General features: G+C 56.6%; 23 protein-coding genes and 1 tRNA gene. 13 read left to right on the top strand and 11 right to left on the bottom strand.

Annotation, left to right across the window (positions count from 1 at the left end; all coding sequences use genetic code 11):
• The first annotated feature begins 3 nt into the window (after positions 1–3).
• Entirely contained in the window at positions 4–804 is an 801-nt protein-coding gene (gene truA, locus QZ862_RS20135; RefSeq protein WP_296073872.1) for a tRNA pseudouridine(38-40) synthase TruA, read from the top strand.
• 18 nt (positions 805–822) lie between these two features.
• Here the strand turns inward: truA and QZ862_RS20130 are convergent, their stop codons facing one another.
• The 3 genes from QZ862_RS20130 to dapD are packed head-to-tail and all read right to left on the bottom strand — an operon-like array spanning position 823 to position 3,486.
• The gene (locus QZ862_RS20130) at positions 823–1,419 is read right to left on the bottom strand and encodes a hypothetical protein (protein ID WP_296101534.1); all 597 of its coding nucleotides are present in this window, start codon (positions 1,417–1,419) and stop codon (positions 823–825) included.
• Positions 1,406–2,599, bottom strand: a complete 1,194-nt coding sequence (dapE, locus tag QZ862_RS20125) for a succinyl-diaminopimelate desuccinylase (protein ID WP_296021406.1) — start codon at positions 2,597–2,599, stop codon at positions 1,406–1,408. Before dapE ends, QZ862_RS20130 begins: the two co-directional genes overlap by 14 nt.
• Positions 2,600–2,631: 32 nt before the next feature.
• Entirely contained in the window at positions 2,632–3,486 is an 855-nt protein-coding gene (dapD, locus tag QZ862_RS20120) for a 2,3,4,5-tetrahydropyridine-2,6-dicarboxylate N-succinyltransferase (protein WP_296021408.1), read from the bottom strand.
• Positions 3,487–3,633: 147 nt separating this feature from the next.
• Between dapD and QZ862_RS20115 the strand changes: the two genes are divergently transcribed.
• A complete protein-coding gene (locus tag QZ862_RS20115) occupies positions 3,634–4,494 on the top strand; it encodes an LOG family protein (RefSeq protein ID WP_296101533.1) in 861 nt (286 codons plus the stop codon).
• A gap of 88 nt (positions 4,495–4,582) precedes the next feature.
• On the opposite strand, the gene QZ862_RS20110 is transcribed toward QZ862_RS20115, so the two are convergent.
• The gene (locus QZ862_RS20110; protein WP_296021481.1) at positions 4,583–5,527 is read right to left on the bottom strand and encodes a nucleoside hydrolase; all 945 of its coding nucleotides are present in this window, start codon (positions 5,525–5,527) and stop codon (positions 4,583–4,585) included.
• 222 nt (positions 5,528–5,749) lie between these two features.
• On the opposite strand from QZ862_RS20110, the gene QZ862_RS20105 reads away from it, so the two are divergent.
• On the top strand, positions 5,750–6,175 hold the full coding sequence (locus QZ862_RS20105; RefSeq protein ID WP_296035406.1) for an Hsp20 family protein: 426 nt from the start codon (positions 5,750–5,752) through the stop codon (positions 6,173–6,175).
• A gap of 165 nt (positions 6,176–6,340) precedes the next feature.
• Positions 6,341–6,598 (top strand): DUF1150 family protein, encoded by a 258-nt coding sequence (locus QZ862_RS20100; protein ID WP_062427086.1) that lies wholly within the window; start codon positions 6,341–6,343, stop codon positions 6,596–6,598.
• Between the two features lie 95 nt (positions 6,599–6,693).
• Here QZ862_RS20100 and QZ862_RS20095 read toward each other — a convergent pair whose 3' ends face one another.
• A complete protein-coding gene (locus QZ862_RS20095) occupies positions 6,694–7,290 on the bottom strand; it encodes an EF-hand domain-containing protein (protein ID WP_296021415.1) in 597 nt (198 codons plus the stop codon).
• A gap of 109 nt (positions 7,291–7,399) precedes the next feature.
• A complete protein-coding gene (locus QZ862_RS20090; RefSeq protein WP_296101532.1) occupies positions 7,400–8,119 on the bottom strand; it encodes a pyrimidine 5'-nucleotidase in 720 nt (239 codons plus the stop codon).
• A gap of 104 nt (positions 8,120–8,223) precedes the next feature.
• On the opposite strand from QZ862_RS20090, the gene QZ862_RS20085 reads away from it, so the two are divergent.
• Positions 8,224–9,141: a DMT family transporter gene (locus QZ862_RS20085; RefSeq protein WP_363315965.1), complete on the top strand. Its 918-nt coding sequence runs from the start codon at positions 8,224–8,226 to the stop codon at positions 9,139–9,141.
• Positions 9,142–9,191: 50 nt separating this feature from the next.
• On the opposite strand, the gene argB is transcribed toward QZ862_RS20085, so the two are convergent.
• A complete protein-coding gene (gene argB / locus QZ862_RS20080) occupies positions 9,192–10,076 on the bottom strand; it encodes an acetylglutamate kinase (protein ID WP_296021421.1) in 885 nt (294 codons plus the stop codon).
• A 239-nt stretch (positions 10,077–10,315) separates the two neighbouring features.
• On the opposite strand from argB, the gene QZ862_RS20075 reads away from it, so the two are divergent.
• On the top strand, positions 10,316–10,693 hold the full coding sequence (locus QZ862_RS20075; RefSeq protein ID WP_296021424.1) for a hypothetical protein: 378 nt from the start codon (positions 10,316–10,318) through the stop codon (positions 10,691–10,693).
• A 23-nt stretch (positions 10,694–10,716) separates the two neighbouring features.
• Here the strand turns inward: QZ862_RS20075 and yihA are convergent, their stop codons facing one another.
• Genes yihA through rpmH form a run of 4 tightly spaced genes read right to left on the bottom strand, consistent with a single transcriptional unit; the run spans position 10,717 to position 13,733 of the window.
• Positions 10,717–11,364 carry a ribosome biogenesis GTP-binding protein YihA/YsxC gene (yihA, locus tag QZ862_RS20070; protein WP_296021425.1) on the bottom strand — a complete coding sequence of 216 codons (648 nt, stop codon included), beginning with the start codon at positions 11,362–11,364 and terminating at the stop codon, positions 10,717–10,719.
• A complete protein-coding gene (gene yidC, locus QZ862_RS20065) occupies positions 11,361–13,181 on the bottom strand; it encodes a membrane protein insertase YidC (protein WP_296021427.1) in 1,821 nt (606 codons plus the stop codon). Before yidC ends, yihA begins: the two co-directional genes overlap by 4 nt.
• Positions 13,181–13,564, bottom strand: coding sequence for a ribonuclease P protein component (gene rnpA / locus QZ862_RS20060; RefSeq protein WP_296021428.1), 384 nt, complete (start codon positions 13,562–13,564; stop codon positions 13,181–13,183). Before rnpA ends, yidC begins: the two co-directional genes overlap by 1 nt.
• Positions 13,565–13,595: 31 nt before the next feature.
• Positions 13,596–13,733 (bottom strand): 50S ribosomal protein L34, encoded by a 138-nt coding sequence (rpmH, locus tag QZ862_RS20055; RefSeq protein WP_010972613.1) that lies wholly within the window; start codon positions 13,731–13,733, stop codon positions 13,596–13,598.
• Positions 13,734–14,098: 365 nt separating this feature from the next.
• Between rpmH and QZ862_RS20050 the strand changes: the two genes are divergently transcribed.
• The 7 genes from QZ862_RS20050 to QZ862_RS20020 all read left to right on the top strand — a co-directional run bounded on the left by QZ862_RS20050 (position 14,099) and on the right by QZ862_RS20020 (position 23,255).
• The gene (locus tag QZ862_RS20050) at positions 14,099–16,108 is read left to right on the top strand and encodes a methyl-accepting chemotaxis protein (RefSeq protein WP_296101530.1); all 2,010 of its coding nucleotides are present in this window, start codon (positions 14,099–14,101) and stop codon (positions 16,106–16,108) included.
• A 329-nt stretch (positions 16,109–16,437) separates the two neighbouring features.
• Positions 16,438–17,799, top strand: coding sequence for a HAMP domain-containing sensor histidine kinase (locus QZ862_RS20045; RefSeq protein WP_296078441.1), 1,362 nt, complete (start codon positions 16,438–16,440; stop codon positions 17,797–17,799).
• Between the two features lie 217 nt (positions 17,800–18,016).
• A tRNA-Arg gene (locus QZ862_RS20040) sits at positions 18,017–18,093 on the top strand.
• A 362-nt stretch (positions 18,094–18,455) separates the two neighbouring features.
• On the top strand, positions 18,456–19,388 hold the full coding sequence (locus tag QZ862_RS20035) for an STM4504/CBY_0614 family protein (protein WP_296101529.1): 933 nt from the start codon (positions 18,456–18,458) through the stop codon (positions 19,386–19,388).
• On the top strand, positions 19,385–19,843 hold the full coding sequence (locus tag QZ862_RS20030; protein ID WP_296101527.1) for a hypothetical protein: 459 nt from the start codon (positions 19,385–19,387) through the stop codon (positions 19,841–19,843). The genes QZ862_RS20035 and QZ862_RS20030 overlap by 4 nt, the downstream gene beginning before the upstream one ends.
• 348 nt (positions 19,844–20,191) lie before the next feature.
• On the top strand, positions 20,192–21,733 hold the full coding sequence (locus QZ862_RS20025) for a hypothetical protein (protein ID WP_296101526.1): 1,542 nt from the start codon (positions 20,192–20,194) through the stop codon (positions 21,731–21,733).
• Positions 21,734–21,923: 190 nt separating this feature from the next.
• Positions 21,924–23,255: an alpha/beta hydrolase gene (locus tag QZ862_RS20020; RefSeq protein ID WP_296101525.1), complete on the top strand. Its 1,332-nt coding sequence runs from the start codon at positions 21,924–21,926 to the stop codon at positions 23,253–23,255.
• Positions 23,256–23,298 lie beyond the last annotated feature (43 nt).

Here is a 23,298-nt window from a genome sequence, read left to right as displayed (position 1 = left end):
GTTATGCCTCGTTTTCGCATGACCGTGGAATATGATGGTACGCCTTACGTCGGCTGGCAGCGGCAGGACAATGGCAAGTCGGTTCAAGGCGCACTGGAAGCGGCGGTTCTTTCGTTAACGGGCGAAAAGGTCGGCATTCGTGGCGCCGGCAGAACAGACTCCGGTGTGCATGCGGTTGGTCAAGTCACCCATGTGGACCTGGCGCGTGATTGGCAGCCCTACAAGCTGCGCAACGCGCTCAATGCCCATCTGGCCATGGCAGGCGACGCGGTCTCGGTCCTTGACGTGGAGGCTGTGACGGAGGATTTCGATGCGCGCTTTTCCGCCATTCGTCGCCATTATCTCTATCGTATCATCTCTCGTAAATCGCGCTTAGCGCTGGAGCACAAGCGCGCCTGGTGGGTCTCGAAAGACCTGGACCATGAGGCGATGCATGCAGCCGCACAGATGCTGGTGGGGCGACATGACTTTACCACTTTCCGCTCCGTTCATTGCCAGGCCAACAGCCCGGTGCGGACGCTGGACAGGCTGGATGTGACGCGCACTGGCGTCCTGATCGAGATCCGTGCGACGGCGCAGAGCTTCCTGCACAACCAGATCCGCTCCTTCGCCGGAACGCTGAAGCTGGCAGGCGAGGGTGCCATGACGCCCGACGACGTGCGGGCAGCACTAGAGGCGCGTGACCGCACGGCCTGCGGTCCTGTTGCTCCGCCGGAAGGCCTCTACTTTATGCAAGTGGATTATCCCGACGTCATACCGCCGCGAATGCCGCCAACAAAAAAGGTCCTTGGCGATACTAAATGACCGCGCAGGCAAACATCTTCACGTCGGATAGATGCCGAGAAAGCGTTGCAACAGTTCCGAGAGGATCATCCCAGGGACAAGCAGTGTCATAACGAGCGCTGTTACCAAGAGCGGTTGATCGCGCACGAACAACCGCAAGATCCTCGAAAAGGCGAAGACCAGAGAAAGGAGCAGTGCGAACCAGAGGATTGCGACGAGCCCGTGCAATGCGGGCAGGAACAGCGCAATCAGGATCAGAAGTGAATAGGCGTAGGAAAAAGGAACGGAAAGCCAGTTTGCAACCACGATGATCGCTTGAAACTTGCCTCTCGCTCCAAAGGCATAAAGCAGCACCCCGATCAGGATCAGCGGCACCATCCAGCAGATCGCTTCGACGATGGCGAGACGGATGAAGAAGATCGCACCCGTGCGCACCCCTTCCGGCATCCCGGACAGATAGGCATCGTGCCACCAGTACCAGGACAGCGCCATGGACGGCAGGCACCACAGGGCGGCGTAGAAGGAGCGCAACATGCCGCGATCGCTGATGTCGAGAAGGCGCAAGCCCTCTTTCTTGCCAAGAAACAGCAACCAGAGACCGCGCAGATAGAAGGCGACTTCGCTACTGGGCGGCATGGCCGAACCAGCGTTCGATGAAGGTTTCATAGATGCGTGTCAGCGTTTCCAGATCGGCGACGGCGACGCGCTCATCGACCATATGCATGGTCTGGCCGACAAGGCCGAATTCCACCACCGGGCAGTAATCCTTGATGAAGCGGGCATCCGAGGTGCCGCCAGTCGTGGAGAGCTTCGGCTCCAGACCTGTGACCTCCGCTACCGCACCCGAGAGCGAGGAGATCAGCGCATTGTTGCGCGTCAAGAAGACATGGCTCGGCCGATCGGCCCAGACGATCTCGTAATTGACGGGTGTCCGAGCCGGACGAAGCGCGCCGTCAGCGGCAGCCGCATCCAGACGACGGATGATCTCGGCCCGCAGCGTCTCTGCCGTCCAGGTGTCGTTGAAACGGATATTGAAGGACGCCGTCGCTCTGGCCGGAATGACATTGGTCGCGGCATTCCCCGTGTCGATGGTTGTCACTTCCAGATTAGAAGGCTGAAAATTGTCGGTCCCGTTATCGAAAGGCGGGTCCATTAGCGCGTGCGTCAATTGCAGCATTCCGCGAATGGGATTGTCTGCAAGGTGCGGATAGGCTGCATGGCCCTGTACGCCTTGAACTGTGATGCGGCCCGAAAGCGAGCCGCGGCGACCGATCTTGATCATGTCGCCCAGCTGGTTCGGATTGGTTGGCTCACCGACAACGCACGCATCCCAACGTTCGCCCTTGGCGGCGGCCCATTCCAGAAGCTTCGAGGTGCCGTTGATCGACGGCCCTTCTTCATCGCCGGTGATTAGAAAGGACACGGAGCCCTTCGGCTTACCATGCTTTTCGATGTGACGTGCTATCGCTGCGACGAAGCAGGCGATCCCGCCCTTCATGTCGACGGCGCCACGACCAAACATCTCGCCCCCGGCAATTTCTGCTGCAAAAGGAGGGTGGCTCCACGCGGCTTCGTCACCTACCGGCACGACATCGGTATGGCCCGCAAACATCAGATGCGGTCCATCGGTGCCGAGCCGGGCGTAAAGATTTTCCACGTCCGGCGTGCCGTCTTCTGTGGCCACCACACGATCGACCTCAAAGCCCAGCGGCGAGAGCAACGTTTCGAGCAGGGCAAGCGCCCCGCCTTCTGCCGGCGTTACCGACGGGCAACGGATGAGGCCGGCAAGATTGGAGACGGGATCGGTGGCGTTCATGGGGCTGTCTCTTCTATGCCAGTCTTTTAATTTCAGTCGCGCAGAAGCTCGTTGATACCCGTCTTGGAGCGTGTCTTCTCGTCAACGGTCTTGACGATGACGGCGCAATAGAGGCCTGGGCCAGGCTCGCCATTCGGGAAGGGCTTACCAGGCATCGTGCCAGCAACCACGACGGAATAGGGTGGCACTTCGCCATAAGAGATTTCGCCGGTGGCGCGGTTCACGATCTTGGTGGACTTGCCGATGTAGACGCCCATGCCGAGCACCGAGCCTTCGCGGATGATGCAGCCTTCGACCACTTCCGAACGCGCGCCGATAAAGCAATTGTCTTCGATGATGGTGGGGCCTGCCTGAAGTGGCTCAAGCACGCCGCCAATGCCAACGCCGCCGGAAAGATGAACATGCTTGCCGATCTGGGCGCAGGAGCCGACGGTCGCCCATGTGTCGACCATGGTACCTTCATCGACATAGGCGCCGAGATTGACGAAGGATGGCATCAGCACGACGTTCTTGGCCACATAGGCGGAACGGCGAACGACGGCATTCGGCACGGCGCGGAAGCCTGCCGCACGGAACTGATTTTCGCCCCAATTCTCGAACTTGGAAGGCACCTTGTCCCACCATGTGGATTCGCCTGGGCCACCGGTGACAATTTCCATATCGTTCAGGCGGAAGGAGAGCAGAACGGCCTTCTTCAGCCACTGGTTTACTTTCCAGTTGCCGCTTGCTTCGCGCTCGGCCACACGTACCTCGCCAGCATCGAGAAGGTTGAGCGAAGTCTCCACCGCATCGCGAATTTCTCCCTTGGTGGAGGTATTCACACCGTCGCGGTTTTCGAATGCGGTTTCGATGATGTTTTCGAGAGTGCCGAGTTCCGAGCTGCTCATGAGAATTCCTTAAACTTCGCTGACTATCGTCATTTTCAGGGAAACATCCGCACCGCTGGCCGGACACGGTCAATTGCTCTAAGCGAGTGTTTCAAGTGCGTCAATGCGATTTGGGCGATTTGACGTCAGCATCGGAAAGGCATGGAAATGGCGAAACTGAAAAACGGCAAGCTGCATCGCAAGGATGGGGTTTGGGACCCGCTGAAAAGCAGCTCGGATGACAAGCATCAGGCCGAAGTCATTCCAAAAACACCGCAAAGCGCTTCGCCATCCTACCGTCTTGCCTATACCGATACCGACTTCCTCTGCCGGGAGGAATTGCGCCCTGTTCGTCTTCAGCTCGAACTGCTGAAAACGGAAATGATCCTCTCCGAACGCGGCATCAAGTCCACCGTCGTCATGTTTGGCGGCGCTCGTATTCCTGAGCCCGGCGCTGCCGCCTGGGCGGCGCGCAACGAAACCCAGAAAAAGAACCTTGAAGCGGCATCGGTCTATTATGACGAAGCGCGAAAATTCGCCAAGCTTTGTGCCAGTGCCGCAGAGAAACTGGATCATCGCGAATATGTGGTGGTGACCGGGGGCGGCCCCGGCGTGATGGAGGCGGGCAACAGAGGGGCGTCGGAAGCCGGCGCTCCCTCGATCGGTCTCAATATTCTTTTGCCACACGAGCAGGCACCGAACCCTTATGTAACGCCGGAGCTCAGCTTCAACTTCCACTATTTTGCCATTCGCAAGATGCACTTCCTGATGCGCGCCAAGGCCGTCGTCATCTTTCCGGGCGGCTTCGGCACCATGGACGAGCTATTCGAAACCGTAACGCTGATCCAGACTAAGCGCATGGCACCGATCCCGCTCATCCTTTTCGGCAAGGACTTCTGGCATTCGATCATCAATTTCAAGGCATTGGCTGATTTCGGAACCATCGCGCCGGACGATATAGACCTGTTTCACTTCGCCGAGACGGCGGAAGAGGCCTGGAAGATCGTAGCCGATTTCTACGAACTGTAAGAGCTTCCGATCCTCGGAAGGATAAACATCATCTATAAATGCCCGGGCTCGATTGTTTGTGAGCCCGGGCATGATGATCAAGCGGCGATCAGAGCCGCGCAAAACGCTCTGTCAAAAGCGCGAAGAAGCCGTCCGCATCCACGTCGCGCAACACCTTGGCATTGACCGGACGGTTGGTCACCTTCCACCAGTCGACCACTGTCATGCCCATGGTCAACTCGGATGATGTTTCGATTTCCACGTTGCAATCGCGCCCAGCGAAAAGCTCAGGCTTGATCAGATAGGCAATCACGGTTGGATCATGCAGAGGCCCGCCGTCGGAACCGTATTTCTCCACGTCAAAGCGTTCGAAGAATTCCAGCATCTCGGCCATGGCGATGGCTGGATGTGTGCCAATATCGCGAATGCGGGCGACGCGGGCCTTTGTGGTCAAAAGCTTGTGCGTCACGTCGAGCGGCATCATGACGAGCGGAATGCCGGAACGGAACACGATATCGGCAGCATGTGGATCGACATAGATGTTGAATTCGGCCGCTGGCGTAATATTGCCGCCTTCGAAAAAACCGCCGCCCATCAGCACCAGTTCCTTCACCCGCGGCGCGATATCCGGCGCCTTTTGAAGAGCGGTAGCGATATTGGTGAGTGCGCCGAGCGTGCAGAGCGTCACCGTGCCTTCCGGCTCGCGACGAAGCGTTTCGATAATGAAATCTACCGCATGCTGCGGCTGTGCGGCAAGTGTCGGCTCCGGCAGGGTCGGGCCGTCTAGACCTGTGCTGCCATGCACATGCTCGGCGGTGATCGGCGGACGAACCAGAGGACGCTCGCAGCCTTCGTAAACAGGGACGTCCGAACGGTTGCAAAGTTCAAGGACGATGCGGATATTGCGGCTCGTGAGTTTAAGTGGCACGTTGCCGGCCACAGCGCAGAGACCGAGAATTTCGATCTCTTCGGGACTTGCAAGAGCGAGCATGATCGCTGCCGCGTCGTCCTGCCCGGGATCGGTGTCGATAATGATTTTTCTGCGCTCGGCCATGATAATCCTGTTTGTCTTGATCGATGTCTTTTCAAGCTGCTTTTGCCGCCTTGTCAATGGCCTCTCTGAGGTCCTGTCGGGTGCGGCGCTTTTCGAGAAGTCGTGTTCTTGCGTTTCGAACACCATGTTACCATATGCGAAAGAGCTGCCGAACCGGGGCTGGGTGCCGCATCATGACGCGCGCGCCACAAGATCGTCGCTTGGATGCAAGGACACTGGATTATGAGCCGTATGACACCCTTCACGCACCCGCTTATGCTGGGCTTCGATGCCATGGAAAAAACGCTAGAGCGCATGGCAAAGTCGAATGACGGCTATCCTCCTTATAATATCGAGCGTTTGGCCGCCGACGGATCGCAGCCGGAGCGGCTTCGCATCACCATCGCCGTTGCCGGTTTTTCCGAAGACGACCTAGACGTGACCACGGCGGATAATCAGCTCATCATCCGCGGGCGCCAGCAGGATCAGGAAAAGCGTGACTACCTCTATCGCGGTATCGCGGCGCGGCAGTTTCAGCGCGTGTTCGTGCTGGCCGACGGCATGCAGGTGAATGCCGCACGTCTGAAGAATGGTCTTCTTTCCATTGAACTCACCCGTCCGGAAATCTCCAACGTGGTGAAGAAAATTAACATTTCCGTCTCACAGTAGTCTTCAGGCCATCATGCTGATTCCGGTCAGTATTCTGGTTCTGAAGCAATGAATCGGCGCGAAGTTCCTGGTGATTTCGCTCAGGCAAATCACGCGCCGACGTGAAGTTCAGAGCGTCTCAAGCATGTTCTTGACGGACAGGCGGCGCTCTATGGAGGCTGAAATATGCTTTTAAAAGAAGCGCATGCGCGCCTGACCAAATCCCAGCTTGCCCATCTTGGTGCCGGTGAAGTGGGCTACATTCGCAAGATGCGGGCTGAACAGGTATCCAAATGCTTTCCCGAAGCGCCTGAGCTTGATCCAGGCCTCGATCTTTGGGCTCTTTTCGGAGCTGACGGAACGCCCATTCTTTTGACCGACAACCGCTCCAGCACCTTTTTCAAGGCGGCTGAGGACGAGTTGCGCACCATCAGCTTGCACTGAACGCCCTCTCAAGGACGCCAGTTGGTCCTGACGGAAACGCCCCATATCAAAAGGCCCACCCTCGTGGGGCGGGCCTCATGAAACGCAACTGAGTTTTACAGCCAGGGACGGTCCGGCATGTCATCAATGCTGATGACGCCATCACCATTGCTGTCGAGGCGTGTGAAGATCTTTTCGCCAGCAGCCATGAATTCAGGCTTGCTGAGCTGGCCGTTGCCGTCCGTATCGGCCGTGGCGAACATGCCGCCCATCTTGCCTTTACGACCTTTACCCTTGCCGTCTTCGCGTGCCTGACGAGGCTTGCTCTCGCGCTCGCTGTCCTTCTTGTCGCCTTCGGCCTTCTTCTCGCTGCCTTCGGTGGCAGCTTTTTCAGGCTTCGGATTGGCCGCGCGCCATGCGTCCATCTTCGTCTTGCGATAATCACGCATTTCCTTCGGCGTGATAGATCCATCCTTGTCGGCATCGATCTCGGTGAACAGGGCTTCCTGGCGCGCGTTGAACTCCTCCTTGGTGATCTTGCCGTCCTTATTGGTATCGGCGACCTTCAAGAGATGAACGAACATCGGCTCCGGGCGCATGCGCGGACCATCCCGGTCGGCGCCACCACGAGGAGCTGCAATCGTCATGGACGCAGTGGTGCTGAGCATCAGGGCAGCGCCAAGTGCGGTGATGGCGATCTTCCGTTTTAGCATATCGAAACCTTTCCTTTGATGTCCCTCATAAGACGCTAGAGGCGACGCTTCGTTCCCACCAGTTAAACATCGGTAATGCATATGAAATATCGGTAATATACGGCGTGCCTTAATCCCGGCTGGATTGAAGGCCCGTCAAAAATTCCGACAGGTTATCGGTGATGTAATCGATATGGTCGTCGGTCTCGGCAGGAATTTCCCAGCGCTCCATGACAATGCCTTCGAGGTTGCGTGGAACGAGGAGCACAGTCCGCATCCCCATGGCCTTGGGCGCAGCAAGGTTGCGCGGCAGGTCCTCAAACATCGCAGCCTTTTTGGTGTCGAGCTGTGTCAATGCGGCAAATTTCTCGTAGGTCTGTCCTGCAGGTTTCGGCAGATAGCCTGCTGCCACGATGTCGAAGATATCCTCGAAGTGCTCGAGAATCCCCAATGCGCCAGCCGCCGCCTGCGCGTGCTTGACGCTGCCATTGGTCAGAATGAATTTGCGGCCAGGCAGAGCCTTGATCGCCTCCCCGAGCGCCGGATCGGGGAGAAGAGCCGAGTAATCAATCGCATGGGCCTTTTCCAGAAAGTCGTTAGGGTCGATGCCGTAATGGATCATCAGTCCTTGGAGCGTCGTTCCGTGCTCATGGTAGTAGCGCTTCTGAAGAACGCGCGCCTCCTCGGGGTCCATCTGCAACAGCTCCGCCACATAGGCGGTCATGTTGCGGTCGATCTGGGAAAAGAAGTTGATGTGATGCGGATAGAGCGTGTTATCGAGATCGAAGACCCACTCCGTCACATGGGCGAAATCGGCGGGCTCGGCTGTGTTTTTTGGCTTTGTGTTCATGAAAGGCTTTATGCCCTTTTCATCGGTCAAATAAAATCGAAAACGCGCTTACAGTCACGAAAACCGTCCTTGGCGGTTGACCTGCGCGGATGCTAATCGAGAGCATGGAATTGTGGATCGGCATCACCCTGGTCAGCGCTTTCTTGCAGAATTTGCGCTCGACCTTTCAAAAACACCTGAAAAAGAGCATGGGCACCACTGGCGCGACCTTTGTGCGCTTCGGTTTCGGCATGCCCTTTGCGCTCGTCTATCTTGCCATCCTGCATTTCGGGTTGGCGAGGCCACTGCCATCGATCAACGGAGACTTTGTACTCTGGTCGGCGATCGGTTCGATGACGCAGATCGGTGCGACCTTCCTGCTCGTGCATTTGTTTTCCTTCCGCAACTTCGCCGTCGGCACAGCCTATTCGCGCACGGAACCCGCACAGGCTGCACTGTTCGCTCTCGTTTTCGTTGGGGAAAGCGTGAGTGCCGGGACGCTGCTGGCCATTGCCATCTCGGTCTCAGGTGTCATGCTGATTTCCGTAGCGAGAACGGCGCTTTCGCCCGTTTCCATCATAACATCCGTGTTCAGCCGCATTGCGGGCATTGGCCTCGCATCGGGCGCTCTTTTCGGTCTTTCCTCGGTCGCCTATCGGTCCGCATCGCTGTCGATTGCGTCCAGCCTGCCAGCACCGGACGCAGTCATGCAGGCGAGCTTTACACTGGTCGTGGTCATCGTGACCCAGACTGTTGCAATGCTCATCTGGATTTTGTTGCGAGAGCGCGAGGAGCTTGCGCGTATCGCCAAAGCTTGGAAGTCGGGGATCGCCGTCGGTTTTGTCGGCGCTACCGCCTCATTCGGCTGGTTCACGGCGATGACGCTGCAACAGGCCGCAATCGTCAAGGCTCTGGCGCAGGTGGAAATGCTCTTTGCATTCGCCTCGACGGTGTTCGTCTTCAAGGAGAAGATCAACAGACTTGAATTGATGGGCTGTCTGTTGATCGTCCTCGGCGTTTTGGCTCTTCTCGCCTTCGGCTAGAACGTTTCCATAACGAGGAAACGCTCTCACCAAAGCCGAAGGCTTGTGTCTCAAGGCACGATCAGTGTGCCGGCGCCTTCCGTAAAGATCTCCAGAAGAACCGAGTGGGCAGTCTTGCCGTTCAGAATGACGACGCCCTGAACACCCGCCTTAATCGCCTCGATGCAGGTTTCCACCTTCGGGATCATCCCGCCGGAAATCGTGCCGTCCTTGATAAGGGCCTTGGCCTGGGAGACCGTCAATTCCTTGATCAGTTCCTTGTTCTTGTCGAGAACGCCTTCGACATCGGTAAGGAACAGCAAGCGTGTCGCGTGCAGCGCACCGGCAATGGCGCCGGCAAATGTATCGGCATTGATGTTGTAAGTGGCGCCGTCGCGGCCAGGCGCCACGGGAGCGATGACCGGGATCATCTCGGATTTCGCCAGAAGATCGAGAAGGGTGCGATCGACTTCCACGACTTCACCGACGAAACCGAGATCGAGCACCCGCTCGATATTGCTGTCCGGATCGATCACGGTCTTGCGCGCCTTTTCGGCAAAAACCATGTTGCCGTCCTTGCCGCACAGCCCGATGGCCCATTCGCCGGTCTGATTGATGAGCGCGACGATCTCCTTGTTGATCGAGCCCGCCAGCACCATTTCGACGATTTCGACAGTCTTGGCGTCGGTGACGCGCAGGCCACCTTCGAACTTCGATTCGATCCCCATCTTGGACAGCATCGCGCCGATCTGCGGACCCCCTCCATGCACCACGATCGGGTTGATCCCGGACTGTTTCAGGAGTGCAATGTCTTCGGCGAAGGCTTTTCCGAGCGCCGTGTCTCCCATGGCGTGGCCGCCATATTTTACGACGATTGTCTTGTTTTCATACTTCTGCATGAAGGGAAGGGCCTGAGCCAGAAGCCGGGCCTGCATTTCGCTTTCAAAACTCGCCATGTGGAAACCTCGTCTTTGATTGCGCCGCTTGTAACGCAAGTTTTTGACGGATGAAACACGGATGGGCCAAGTGGGGAGCATAAAATTCACAGAGGATGCCATATGCGCAGTCAATAAGATTGACACGGCGGCGCATTAGGGCGAGCCTCGTTTTGGGAGTCTGCGTCCGGCCCACCGAGATTCGATTGGGCGGGCCGTCATGATGACGGTGGCGCGAAGCAGCGGAGTTTGATGAAGACATGGCCTTGCCGGATAAGGATATGCGCGGCGGTTTGAAGGATCAGGTGCTGGCGGGCAAATATGTGCTCGGCGCACTGCCGGAAGACGTGAAAGCCGAGCTTGCCGTAAGGGTTAAGAACGACCAGCAATTCGCCAACATTGTCCGGCGCTGGGAAGACAATCTCGCCAAGACGGAAGTCCGTGAGCAGCGCAACTTCGCATCCTATGTCGATGCCTCAATGGATCACGCGCTCCGTCGTTCAGACGACAAGCTGCATCGCAGCATCTATGGCCGTTTCGCCATCCTCACCGCATTGTGGAATTCGGCGCGTTTCTGGCGCATGACCACGCTCGCCGCCGTTCTTTGGGCCGGGGTGCTGCTCTTTACCAGCATCTGATTTGCTGATGAGCCCTGACTGCGTCAGGGCTGCGGGTAGCCGACCGTCTTGAGAATTTCGGCGCGCAACTCGTCCAGTCCTGATGATTTTTCAGAGGACGTAGCCAGAACTTCGGGATAGGCTGCCGGGCGCTTTTTGATCTTTTCCAATGTCTCGGTGATCAGACGCGGAACGGCTGGTTCTTTGATCTTGTCCGTCTTCGTCAAAACGATCTGGTAGGACACGGCTGCCTTGTCGAGCAGGCTTAAGACATCCTCGTCATTCTTCTTGATGCCATGGCGAGAATCGATCAGCACATACACGCGCTTCAGCGTCGCCCGACCGCGCAGATAGTCGAAGACGAGTTTCGTCCAGTTATCGACCTGATCCTTGGGAGCCTGCGCGTATCCATAGCCTGGCATATCGACCAGCGCCATTGGCGGAAGGTCGTCTCCGGCACCGGAATAGCCTTCGGGCACGAAGTAGTTGAGCTCTTGAGTGCGGCCTGGCGTATTCGAGGTGCGCGCCAGTCCCTTGTGACCGACGAGCGCGTTGATCAGCGAGGACTTGCCGACGTTCGAACGCCCGGCGAAAGCGATCTCTGCCGGGCCCTCGGGTGGAAGGAACTTCATGGCCGGAACGCCGCGGATAAAAATCCACGGCCTTCCGAAGAGGGGCTTGTCAGCCGTCATTTGGATTGCACCGGCTTTCGTTTGAACAACCCTTTAAGATTGTCGAAGAGCTCTATCTTGGCGCCATGGCGCTTCATGATAACCGCCTGCTGCGAGATCGACAGCGTGTTGTTCCATGCCCAGTAGATGACGAGACCGGCCGGGAAAGACGCCAGCATGAAGGTGAAGATCAGCGGCATCCAAGTGAAGATCATCGCCTGGGTCGGATCCGGCGGTGTCGGGTTCATGCGCATCTGCAGGAACATAGTGATGCCCATGATGATAGGCCAGACACCGATCATCAGGAAGTGCGGCACGTCATAAGGCAGAAGCCCGAACAGATTGAAGAGCGAGGTCGGATCTGGCGCGGACAGGTCGTGGATCCAGCCGAAGAAAGGCGCGTGACGCATTTCGATGGTGACGTAGATGACCTTGTAGAGCGCGAAGAAGACCGGGATCTGCAAAAGCATCGGCCAGCAGCCGGCAATCGGATTGATCTTTTCTTCCTTATAGAGCTGCATCATCGCCTGCTGCATGCCCATGCGGTCGTCGCCGAACTTGGCCTTCAACTCTTCGATCTTGGGCTGCATGCGCTTCATGTTCGCCATGGAAGCGTACTGCTTGCTGGCAAGCGGGAAGAACAGAAGCTTGACGACGATGGTGGTGAGCAGGATCGCCACGCCGAAATTGCCAAAATAACGGAAGAAGAAATCCATCAATTTGAACATCGGCTTGGTGATGAAGTAGAACCAGCCCCAGTCGATCAAAAGATCGAACTTCGGAATGGTATACTGCGTCTCGTAGCGGTCGACGAGCGGCACTTCCTTGGCGCCAGCGAAGATAAGGTTCTTCAGTTCGGCAGACTGCCCCGGTGCCACGGTCAGCGCATCGCTGCGGTAGTCGGCCTGGTAGCGCGGCTGACCATCGGTGAAGTGGGTATAGCGGGTTTCGACAGCCTTGTCCTGAGGCGGAACGATTGCCGCCGCCCAGTACTTGTCGGTAATGCCGAGCCAGCCACCGGTTGCCTTCGGCAGAACGAATGGCTGTTCCTCTACCTTCTTGTAAGTCTCTTCCGTCAGGCTGCCATCAGCGCCGGCAACGCCCAGAAAGCCTTCGTGAATGACGAAGACAGGCGGGGTAACAGGCTTGTTGTTACGGGTGATACGGCCATAAGCCGACAGCGTGATCGCCTCCTGACCTGGGTTCTCGATCTTGTCGGTGACGGTGATCATGTAGTGATCGTCAATCGAGACCGTGCGGTTGAACACCACGCCCTTGTCGTTGGTGTAGGAGAGCGTCACCGGTGTCGTCTCGGTCAGCTTTGCTCCAGCGGGAGCCGTCCATACCGTGGCCGGGCCAGGCACGGAGCCAACGCCGTCATTGCCGATATAGCCAAGCTCGGTGAAGTAGCCATCATGTGTATCGGAAGGCGAGAAGAGGGTGATGATCGGGCTCGAGTCATCCACCGTCTCGTGGTAATCCTTCAAGCGAATGTCATCGATACGCGCGCCCGTCAGGTTGATGGAGCCGGCGATTGCGTTGGTGTCGATCTCGACGCGCTGCGTCTTTGCCAGTGCATCGGCACGCGAAATGGTCGCGGCCTGCTGGCTGCTCGCACCGGGGAGCGTGCCGCTCGGCGTGGTTGCCGGGGTCGCTGTGCCATCGGCTGGCGCCGGTGCCGTCGTGGTCTGTGTCTGCTGCGTGGCCTGCTGCGCCTGGCGTACCTCTTCGGCGCGGCGCTGCTGCTCGATACGCGGGTTCATGTAGAGGAACTGCCAGGCAAGTACGATGACAACCGAAAGGGCGATCGCGATGAAGTAATTGCGGTTTTTTTCCATCATTCTTTCCTGGAGCGGGTCTCCCGGGAGCGTCCGTTTTTCGCGCGTCCCTCGATCCGCTCTATGAGCAAGTTTTCCAGTACGGCGAAATCGGTATTCAATGCGTCCCTTCGGGCGACAATCACATAGTCATGCCCGGGTTTCATTGCAAACCCGGCAGAAAGCCTGACGGCTTCCCTGAGACGGCGGCGCATACGGTTGCGTTCGACCGCGTTTCCCTGGCGCTTGGTGACGGTAAAACCGACTCTTGCTTCGGTTTCAGGAGCCTGCCGATCCAGAACCTCCAGAAGAAAAGTGCTTCCGCGCCTTTTCTCACCCGCCTGAACGGCAAGGAAATCCGGCCGGTTTTTCAACCGACCGGGCATTTTCTTCTCATCTGTCATCTGCCGCGACTTTCATCGGGCAACCACTTGATTAAGCGGACAGACGTGCGCGACCGCGGGCGCGGCGAGCTGCAAGAACCTTGCGGCCGCCAGCTGTAGCCATGCGAGCACGGAAACCATGACGGCGCTTGCGAACAAGCTTGGACGGTTGGAAAGTACGCTTCGACATTTATTTAATACCGCGGGGTGCGGCCCTTCTTGACTTTGCCCTTAAGGGCAAGAGCGTTTCGACTAATGCCCGGAAAGCCATCATAGACTGCGAAATGCCCGGACGTGCGGGCTTATAAGGGCTTATCACCCGCAAAGTCAATTGCAGAACCGCATCACGCACCCACGGCGCAAGAGCCCTTTTTGCTCAACCGAAGCCGACAGCTATTCTTTGCACTTTCCCATGATCGGCCTTTTCAAAGATTCTGAGACATAATTAAAATCTGAAATTGTTTCTTAATTGACATTAAATAACGTTCTCTCGACCAAATGGCCGGATGTTTATTCTCCGGTCTCGGTGGGTTTGGAATATCGGGGGAATTCGCAGTGAAAATTCGGAGCAAGATCAATTTACTCGTCGGCTTTCTGAGCCTGGTGGCCTGTAGTATTGGTGGCCTTTCGATTTACGCCATCAACAAATATCAGGCACACACCGTCGCCTTGGATTCCGTTGCAGATCGTGCCCGTTACGGCGAAACTCTCAACAGGCTTGTAAGCGCTGTCGTTATGGAAGCCCGTGGCGTGTACGCGGCAAAGGACACCGCGGCGGCAGGCAAGTTCGCCGATGGCATCATCACCAATCTCGATGCCATGGCAGCGCTTCTCAAGGAGTGGAAGCCGCAGGTTCCGGCCCATCAGGCCGCTACCTTTGACAATATCGAAAAGCGCTTTGCCGAGTTTCGCGCCTTCCGTACCGAGACCGCCCGTCTGGGCCGCGAAGTAGGTCCTCAGGAAGCAAGCGTCCAGGGCAACAATGAAGCCAACCGAGAAAATCGCAAGGCATATCAAGCCGAAATTGACGCAGTTGTGAAGGGCGATCTTAAAGATCTCGACGCGATCAAGTCGGAGATCGAGGCCTTCGGCCAGTTTATCTTCCTCGCCGTCGCCCTTGTCACCGTCACCGGTGTCGGTGCTGGAGCCATTATCGGCCTCTATGTCGGCTCCAAGCAGCTGAGTGCGCCGATACTTGATGTTTCGGAGGTGATGAAGTCTGTTGCCAACGGGAATCTTGAGGCCAAAGTCCCATATCTCGATCGCAAGGATGAGATTGGCGAAATGGCTGCCGCCGTCGAAGTCTTCAAGCGCAATGGCCTGGAAGTGCGACGCATGAACGCGCAGGAAACCGCGATGCGCGCCAAGAGCGACGATCTACAATCGGGCATGGCGGATGTGGTTGGTGCCGCGGCACAAGGCGATTTCAGCCGTCGCATCACCAAGGATTACGGTGACGACAACCTCAACCGCTTCGCAAAGACCATCAACGACCTTCTGAGCAGCGTCGATAGCGGTGTCTCCGAGGCAGGCCGCGTCATGGCCGATCTTGCGCAGGGTGATTTGACGCGCGCCATGACCGGCAACTTCCACGGCGTCTTCGCGGAGCTTCAGGCCAACATCAACGACACGATGGCCAAGCTCAAAGCGACGATGTCGGAAGTGCAAGAAAGCACCGAAGGCATAAATGGCAATGCCAACGAACTCCGCTCCGCGGCTGACGATCTCTCCAAACGAACGGAGCAGCAGGCGGCAGCGTTGGAAGAAACGTCGGCCGCGCTGGATGAGATTACCGCAGTTGTGAAGAACTCCACGGCGCGCGCTCAGGAAGCAAGCACCATGGTGTCGGACGCCAAGGAGAAAACGGCTCATTCCGCGAAAGTGGTTCGCGACGCCGTCACCGCGATGGGCCGGATCGAGCAGGCATCGGGTGAAATCGGCCAGATCATCAACGTCATCGATGAGATTGCATTCCAGACAAACCTCCTGGCTCTCAACGCAGGTGTGGAGGCAGCGCGCGCAGGTGAGGCTGGCAAGGGCTTTGCGGTCGTTGCGCAGGAGGTGCGCGAACTCGCCCAGCGTTCGGCCAATGCTGCAAAGGACATCAAGGCGCTCATCACCAAGTCTGGAGAAGAGGTTGGGAGTGGCGTGACGCTCGTTCGCCAGACGGGTGCTGCGCTGGAAGACATCGAGACTCGCATCTTGAGCATCAATGACCACATCCACTCCATTGCCACAGCCGCACAGGAGCAGGCGACGGGACTTCAGGAAGTCAACACCGCCATCAACCAGATGGACCAGGTCACCCAGCGAAATGCCGCAATGGTGGAGGAAACATCTGCTGCGACCCATAAGCTGAGCAGTGAAGCGGCAACGCTGGTGTCGCTGGTCGGTCGATTCCGTCTTGGAAACGAGGCGCAGCAAGGCTCCAGATATGCAGCGCCAGCCCGCCCGTCCTCCGCGCCGGTAGCATCGCCCGCCCGCCGGATGATGGGTAATGTCGCCCGTGCCTTCAACGGCTCTGCCGCGATTGCGCAAAGCAGGGACGAGTGGCAGGAGTTTTGATCTCAGTCGTTTCCATCGAGACAGCGCCGCCCATACGGGCGGCGTTTTTCGTTTCGCCTCTTCAATCGTGGATCGTCCTCGCATCCGTTTGAATTTTCGGCTCGAATCTTTATGATGACCTGAAATGACGCTGTTTGCCCAAGTGGATGCCGCCATGGCCTCTAACTGCTGCCGGCAGACCAACGGGAAAAGCCCTGGTGTTTTCGACACTCAGAAACCAGAAGAATGGCGGGGAGGACGATGGGGCGCCCAGGCGATCCTTGCGTGAGGTGCCGGGCCTGACCCAGGGCTTATCGGGCCGCCTGCTTCTGTTGACGATTGTCTTCGTCATGATCGCCGAAATTTTGATCTTCGTGCCATCCGTTGCCAATATGCGTCTCGCCTGGCTGCGTGACAGGCTCAACACCGCCGCTGCCGCAGGCGTTGTGATTGACGGTCTGCAGACGGAGCTTCCCCGCAGCGTCCAGAACGACACTTTGCTGGCAACTGGGGCAAAACTCATCGCGCTGAAAAAGGACGGCACCTCGACGCTGCTTGCGGCAACGGAAGTGCCGCCAAGCGTCGATGACCAGTACGACCTGTCGGACGTCTCGCAATTGCAGGCGGTTCGCGACGCTTTTTCGGTGCTGCTTTTCGGCAAGGATCGCGTCATCCGCGTCTTCGACGTCATCGGTGACAGCAACATGATCATCGAGATCGTGATGAGTGAAAACAGGTTGCGCGCCGCTATGATTGCTTATGCGGGTAACGTGTTGATGATTTCGGTGGCTCTGTCGCTGATTACGGCAAGTCTAATCTTCGTGTCCATCAATCGCATTCTGATCCGTCCCATCCGTCGGTTGACGGTCGGCATGCAGACCTTTGCCGAGAGGCCGGACGATCCCGCAAGCCTCTTCAGGCCGGAGGAGGGGGCGGATGAATTGGCGGTCGCCGGGCGGCATCTGGCGGATATGCAGGTTCAATTGCAGAAAACGTTGCGACAACAGAAAAACCTGGCCGATCTCGGGCTCGCCGTGTCCAAGATCAATCATGACATGCGCAATATTCTCGCCTCCGCTCAGCTCATGTCGGACAGGCTGGTCGATGTGGAAGATCCCATGGTGCGTAGCTTCGCGCCGAAGCTTCTGAGAACGATCGACCGGGCTGTCGGATATACGAGTGAGGTGCTGGCGTATGGTCAGGCTACCGAAGGGGCGCCGAAGCGCCGCCTGATCGAACTTGCCGAAGTCGTTCAGGATGTCAGGGATATTCTCGCAATCGAGCCGGAGAGCGGCATCGAGTTCGTCGATAACGTGCCTGCCGGACTGGCAGTTGACGCCGACAGCGAGCAACTGTTTCGCATTCTCTACAACATCTGCAAGAACGGCGTTCAAGCCTTGCAGCAGGCAGGCGGGCAGGATTATCCCTCCAAGCGCCTGACGGTGGCCGCACAGCGAAGCGATAACGTCGTCAGCATCGTCATCGATGACAATGGACCCGGCATGCCGCAGAAGGCGCGCGAAAACCTGTTCTCCGCGTTTCGTGGTTCGGCCCGTTCAGGCGGAACCGGTCTTGGTCTCGCCATAGCGCGCGAACTCGTCCTCTCACACCGCGGAACGATTGCGCTAGTCGAAAAGGCAGACCGCGGCACACAATTCCGCATCGAAATTTCGGATCGCCCGCAGCCAGGATCCGCTGCTATCGCAAGCTAAAGATCCACGCTTCTTCCAACCGTTTAAAGCCGCATGGACATCGATCATTTTCGATCGCGAATTTGATGCTCAAATTCGCCTAGTCCATAAGTCTTTAAAATTCAATGGCTTGTAAAATTCATTGCAGGAAAATGACGTTTTGAAAACAAAATCGCTTGCATTCGAAGGTGGGACGTTTTAGAGGATCGCCACGCCAGCAGAACAGCTTCTGCGGCACGCACCCGTAGCTCAGCTGGATAGAGCACCAGACTACGAATCTGGGGGTCAGGAGTTCGAATCTCTTCGGGTGCGCCATTTCTCTTTTCTGTTTCAATGTGTTAGTCATTTGGATTCCCTTCTGGTCATGATGGTCAGCAGGAAATGTAATGACTCTGTAATGACGAACCCGTTGGCACTACCAAATCCCCTGCGCCACTCGAATGGTCGAGCAAAGCTCTTAAGAACGTCCGGTTCGCTATGATGAGGATTTCTCCAGCTTTTGGTCTTGGCCCTTGGGTCCCGGTAGCAGGGGAACGCGGGTTCCTAAAGCTATAGTGTATTGCACCCAAAGATTTTCTCAGAAAAATTCCCGATTTCGGGGGATGGTCGACATGCGGTCTTACACTTGAATTTTAGTGAGCTAATATATCCTCTGCGATTCTATGTCGGTGGATGGTATGGCTGTATTTCATCTTTATTCGAAGCGTCAAAAGCGAATTAGGGGCGAAGTCCCTGACGTATACACATATGATGAGTTACCTAAAACCTTAAGAGTTCAGATTGAGTACCTAATAAAGCAGGGTCTCAATCCACGTGGCGATCTATATGCAGGCCGTACACATAATACATTTTCGTTAATTGTGAGTACTTTACGCAAGGAGTATGGAGTTCACCGGCTGGCTGGAAATGAATATAGGGAAATTGATCCCGATAAAGAGCTGTTTCAATTTTTTGAACTGGAAGAAAATATCGAGCGCTGCCTCGATGTTGTTGAAATTTCAATCCGAGCTGTTGATAAATTTACTCGTTCTTTCGATTATTGTAGCTATCGACGCTATGATGAAAATGCCGACGACGTAATTGAGGAGTTGAATGCTCGGTTCAAAGAAAACGGGGTCGGCTACCAGTTCGTGGACGGAGAAATCATCCGCATAGATTCGGAACTCGTCCACAAAGAAGCAGTTAAGCCAGCAATCCGGCTTCTGAATACAAAGGACTATGCAGGACCCCACGAAGAGTTCCTGTCAGCCTACGAGCACTACAGGCACGGTAACAACAAGGAAGCCCTGAACGATTGCCTAAAGGCGTTTGAATCGACCCTAAAGGCCATCTGCGACAAAAGGGGCTGGACATATAAGGCGACCGACACAGCCAAGGCATTGATTGACGTATGCCTGTCCAACGGTCTTATTCCCCCATTCTGGCAACAGCAGATGACGTCACTGAGAAGCCTTCTCGAAAGCAGCATTCCGACTGGGCGGAACAAGCTGAGCGGTCATGGGCAAGGTGCCGTTCCCCAAGAAGTTTCCGACTACCTCACGGCTTACATGCTCCATATGACGGCCTCCACACTTGTCTTCCTGACGACGGCAGAGAAGGAACTGAAGTGACTGAGAATGATAAACAACGTCAGTTGGCCGTGACGATTGCAAAGCAGGTTAGTCAATCCGAAGGGGATGAGATAAGGGAATGGGCAGTAAAGCTCTTAGAAATAAGAGGGGAACCAATCCCTGCTCCGATGAAAGCCAAGAAGGCCCTGATCTTGACGGCGAAAAGCAAGGTAGTGTTGCCTGCCCTAAAGATAATAGCCAAGCAATCAAAGAAATATGGTTGGGATAATCGCTCTGTTGCACAGCGACTAGGGATGGGTGCAGCAGCAGTGGGGATCACCTTATTTGGTGGCGCCAACGCAGGAATAGCAGCCCTCGGAGGAGCCATAGGGGTTCCACTATGGATGGTTCTTGGGGGAGGGGCGATGTTTGCGAAGTACCTCATCGATGAAATCACCCAGAAAGATACCTCTGGCGCGACATACAAAGTCATTGATGCCGAGGAAGAAGACTGATCGATCGGACTTGTTAGCCTTTTCAAAAACTGTTCCCCGCTTTTCCCACAGCCCACGTGGTTAGTCTGAGGCAAGCTTTTGGCACTACGACCATTCGATAGTCTAATGATGGGACATCGAATGCTTAACGTATCAGAGAAAACAGCTCCCATTTCCCTTGATGCTGATCAATTGCTGTCGCGAACGTTCACGTTCAAAGTCGAGCCTCAAAATGGCATCATCAGTGACGATTTTGTATTTCATAAAAACGGATTTCTGATTGGTTACAGTCATGCCAATGAGGCGCATTGGGAGATAGAGGGAAGTTTCCTCAACCTGTTCGACCAGGACGGCAGGATCACGTGCCAGATGTCTCTTCTGTCGGGGCCGGGTGAAGCGATACGTCTCGGCGGGTACTTCCATAACCCGGCGCTGGGATATGAAGAGACGGCCAACTTTCATGTGCTCGAAGAAAATGCGTCCGACAGTCATACCAAGATTCAGAGCTTTGACCTTTTCGACACGCTTGTCGCCAGACGCTGTTATGATCCGCTGGAGGTCTTCCGCATTGTAGAGCGCAAGGCCGCTGTTCCGGGTTTTGCAGACTGGCGGCACAAAACCGAGATGAGCATATTCGGGCGTCGACCCTACGGGATCGACGATATTTACCTGATCATGGTATCCGAAGGCTTCATCACGCAGAAACAGGCGGCTGTCCTGAGATGGATGGAACTGGAAGAGGAGTGGGAGCATCTCTTTCCAATCGGTGACGTCGTGGCGCGCGTCGGTGCAAACGACATCGTCATCTCTGACATGTATCTGCCGCGCCCCTTTATCGAGCGTGTGCTGCGAGAAAAGTGCGGACTGGAAAACCGGCTCTACCTGAGCAACTACGGCAAGCATCATCGGCAGATATGGCCGGAAATTCTCTCAAATCATAATGTGCGCACACACTTCGGTGACAACATCCAGGCCGATATCATCAGTCCCGCTTCCTTCGGGATCGACGTGGCGCTCGTCAGCATCTCCAAATGGGACCAGACCGAACAAGTCCTGCACGCCATCGGGCTCGGGGCTTACGCGCATGCGGTTCGGGAAGCACGCTTGCGCTCGTTCCACCCCAGCGTTGCCGTCCGTCACGCCAAGAGGGCTCAGGCGTCCATCAATATTCCGTTGATGCTCCTCGCGTCCTTCTGGCTCAAAGCCTGCGCACAAGAGCGTGGCGTCGACAAGATTCTGATGGCTGCGCGCGATTGTAACCTGTGGCAGGAGATGCTCGCATCGCGCCATTTTGCGCGGGCGAATATGCCGCCTTCCGAGTATATTCGTATCTCGCGCGCGGTCTGCTACACCGAGTCGGTCGAGTATGAAGCCTATCTGCAAAACAAGCTGGGTCTTCGAAACCTGCTTGTCGATTTCGTCGGAACGGGCAAATCGCTCGGAACGATCATCGATCGGATGGAGCGAAGAGCAACCGTCACACCTTGCATCCTGTTGGGTGAACCCCGCAGCGCCGAAATCGTCGAGACCTTGCCTGAGACGTTTCTGCTTCGGGATTTCACGACCTACCGCGTGTTCTTCGAGGCTTTGAACGCTTCGCTCGAGGGATCGACGGTTCTGACCGTTCCCGACAATTATCGTTTGGCGGTGCTTTTGCAGGAAAATGAGTTCAGTGACGTCGTCAAAACGATGATTGGCGAAATGAGGAGCACGTTTCAGCACTTCATGCGGGACCTCGACCGAATTGATCCGCCTCGAAATCCACCTTCGCTCGATATCTTGCGGCAGGCCGGCGGCGCAATCGTAGAATTATTGCCCGCCTGGAGTGGGAAGCTCTCTGTCCTGGAGGCCGAGCAGAAAAGCAATGTGGCGCAAGGGAATGCGTTCAGGGCGGCTTACGCTACGCATTGACGTCAAAGGGGTCGGGTGCCGGGTAGGCGTGAGAGGCGGCAGGGACACACCGCCTGTCAAAAGTCATGTCTAAGACCGGCAGCATGGCTGGCTTAAGTACGATGCTTCTGTAATAACGTCAGTGGTTGATTGCCGGGGCGTGTCATATGGATTGTGAAACAAAGCCTCTGCCTGTTCCTGGAGTGTCGGAATGGCCGCAAGGCTCGTTACCTTTGTCACCATGCTTGCGATTCTGGCCAGTTGCGGCGGGCGTCCCATCGGTGTGATGACGCCAACGGGCCAGGTGGTGCAAGGCACGACGCCGGTCAGCCTGTTAGTGGCAACCACACGTGCCCCGGCTGAAGACAAGGCGGTCCTGTTCGGTGGCGAGCGCGGAACGGGTCTGAAGGTGGATGCGGTGACGGTCTCCATTCCACCAGCTGCCAACCGCAAGGTCGGTCAGGTGCAGTGGCCGAAGAAGCTGCCGCCAGACCCATTGAAAGACTTCACCACGATTTCGGTTGAACCGGTGACCTCGGCTGCCGATACGCGGAGCTGGATCAAGCGACATAGCCCGAAAGACCGGCGTGTTCTGGTCTTCGTCCACGGCTTCAACAATCGCTATGAGGAATCGGTCTACCGTTTTGCCCAGATCGTCCATGACTCCGGAACGGATGTCGTCCCGGTTGTCTTCACCTGGCCCTCGCGCGCCAGCATCTTTGATTACAATTACGACAAGGAAAGCACCAACTACTCGCGTGATGCGCTGGAGGAGATGCTGACGCGCCTTGCCAAGGACAGCTCCGTCAGTGACGTGACCGTCATGGCCCATTCCATGGGGACTTGGCTTGCAGTTGAGGCGCTGCGCCAGATGGCGATCCGCAACGGTCGTGTTTTGCCGAAGATCAACAACGTCATCCTGGCGGCTCCCGATCTCGACGTGGATGTGTTCGGGCGTCAATATGCAAGCCTTGGCAAGGACAAGCCGAAATTCACGCTCTTCGTCTCTCAGGATGACCGGGCGCTCAGCCTATCGCGCCGCATTTCCGGCAATGTCGACCGACTTGGCCAGATCGATCCCGCTGCCGAGCCCTATCGTAGCGAGTTGGAAAAAGCCGGCATCACGGTTCTCGATTTGACCAAGCTGCAATCGGGAGACAGACTGAACCATGGGAAGTTTGCCGAAAGCCCGGAAGTCGTAAAGCTGATTGGTGACCGCTTGATCGCAGGCCAGACCGTGACCGATTCCGATGTCGGTCTGGGTGAAGCCATCGGTGCTGTCGGCATCGGTGCGGCGCAGACGGTTGGCACAGCGGCGAGTGTGGCCATCAGCGCGCCGATTGCCGTCTTCGATCCGCGCACGCGCGAAAATTACGGTCGTCAGGTCGAACGTCTTGGTCGTTCCGTGGAGAACACCGTGGGCTCTGTGGGCGATACCGCCACCAGCGTTGTCGATCCGCAAGTCCTCGATAGCGGAACGCGAAGCCAGACGGACTGCTCGATCCGCGTCAATCGCGACAATGCTGCCTGCCGCGCACGCTGATCTGCCAATATACAAACAGTATTTTATCGGCTATGACGGGGAA

The organism is uncultured Agrobacterium sp., from assembly GCA_913777615.1.
Classification (GTDB): domain Bacteria; phylum Pseudomonadota; class Alphaproteobacteria; order Rhizobiales; family Rhizobiaceae; genus Agrobacterium.
This window is presented reverse-complemented; position numbering and strand designations above follow the sequence as displayed.

Excerpts from the sequence above, each read along its gene's own strand:
- QZ862_RS20130 (WP_296101534.1), bottom strand. The coding sequence starts at position 1,419 with ATGCCGCCCAGTAGCGAAGTCGCCTTCTATCTGCGCGGTCTCTGGTTG.
- rnpA (WP_296021428.1), bottom strand. The coding sequence starts at position 13,564 with ATGACAGATGAGAAGAAAATGCCCGGTCGGTTGAAAAACCGGCCGGAT.
- QZ862_RS20045 (WP_296078441.1), top strand. The coding sequence starts at position 16,438 with ATGATCGCCGAAATTTTGATCTTCGTGCCATCCGTTGCCAATATGCGT.
- QZ862_RS20100 (WP_062427086.1), top strand. The coding sequence starts at position 6,341 with ATGCTTTTAAAAGAAGCGCATGCGCGCCTGACCAAATCCCAGCTTGCC.
- QZ862_RS20075 (WP_296021424.1), top strand. The coding sequence starts at position 10,316 with ATGGCCTTGCCGGATAAGGATATGCGCGGCGGTTTGAAGGATCAGGTG.
- truA (WP_296073872.1), top strand. The coding sequence starts at position 4 with ATGCCTCGTTTTCGCATGACCGTGGAATATGATGGTACGCCTTACGTC.
- QZ862_RS20095 (WP_296021415.1), bottom strand. The coding sequence starts at position 7,290 with ATGCTAAAACGGAAGATCGCCATCACCGCACTTGGCGCTGCCCTGATG.
- yihA (WP_296021425.1), bottom strand. The coding sequence starts at position 11,364 with ATGACGGCTGACAAGCCCCTCTTCGGAAGGCCGTGGATTTTTATCCGC.
- QZ862_RS20110 (WP_296021481.1), bottom strand. The coding sequence starts at position 5,527 with ATGGCCGAGCGCAGAAAAATCATTATCGACACCGATCCCGGGCAGGAC.
- QZ862_RS20020 (WP_296101525.1), top strand. The coding sequence starts at position 21,924 with ATGGCCGCAAGGCTCGTTACCTTTGTCACCATGCTTGCGATTCTGGCC.
- QZ862_RS20025 (WP_296101526.1), top strand. The coding sequence starts at position 20,192 with ATGTCTCTTCTGTCGGGGCCGGGTGAAGCGATACGTCTCGGCGGGTAC.
- yidC (WP_296021427.1), bottom strand. The coding sequence starts at position 13,181 with ATGGAAAAAAACCGCAATTACTTCATCGCGATCGCCCTTTCGGTTGTC.
- dapD (WP_296021408.1), bottom strand. The coding sequence starts at position 3,486 with ATGAGCAGCTCGGAACTCGGCACTCTCGAAAACATCATCGAAACCGCA.
- QZ862_RS20035 (WP_296101529.1), top strand. The coding sequence starts at position 18,456 with ATGGCTGTATTTCATCTTTATTCGAAGCGTCAAAAGCGAATTAGGGGC.
- QZ862_RS20105 (WP_296035406.1), top strand. The coding sequence starts at position 5,750 with ATGAGCCGTATGACACCCTTCACGCACCCGCTTATGCTGGGCTTCGAT.
- dapE (WP_296021406.1), bottom strand. The coding sequence starts at position 2,599 with ATGAACGCCACCGATCCCGTCTCCAATCTTGCCGGCCTCATCCGTTGC.
- QZ862_RS20115 (WP_296101533.1), top strand. The coding sequence starts at position 3,634 with ATGGCGAAACTGAAAAACGGCAAGCTGCATCGCAAGGATGGGGTTTGG.
- QZ862_RS20090 (WP_296101532.1), bottom strand. The coding sequence starts at position 8,119 with ATGAACACAAAGCCAAAAAACACAGCCGAGCCCGCCGATTTCGCCCAT.
- QZ862_RS20085 (WP_363315965.1), top strand. The coding sequence starts at position 8,224 with ATGGAATTGTGGATCGGCATCACCCTGGTCAGCGCTTTCTTGCAGAAT.
- argB (WP_296021421.1), bottom strand. The coding sequence starts at position 10,076 with ATGGCGAGTTTTGAAAGCGAAATGCAGGCCCGGCTTCTGGCTCAGGCC.
- rpmH (WP_010972613.1), bottom strand. The coding sequence starts at position 13,733 with ATGTCGAAGCGTACTTTCCAACCGTCCAAGCTTGTTCGCAAGCGCCGT.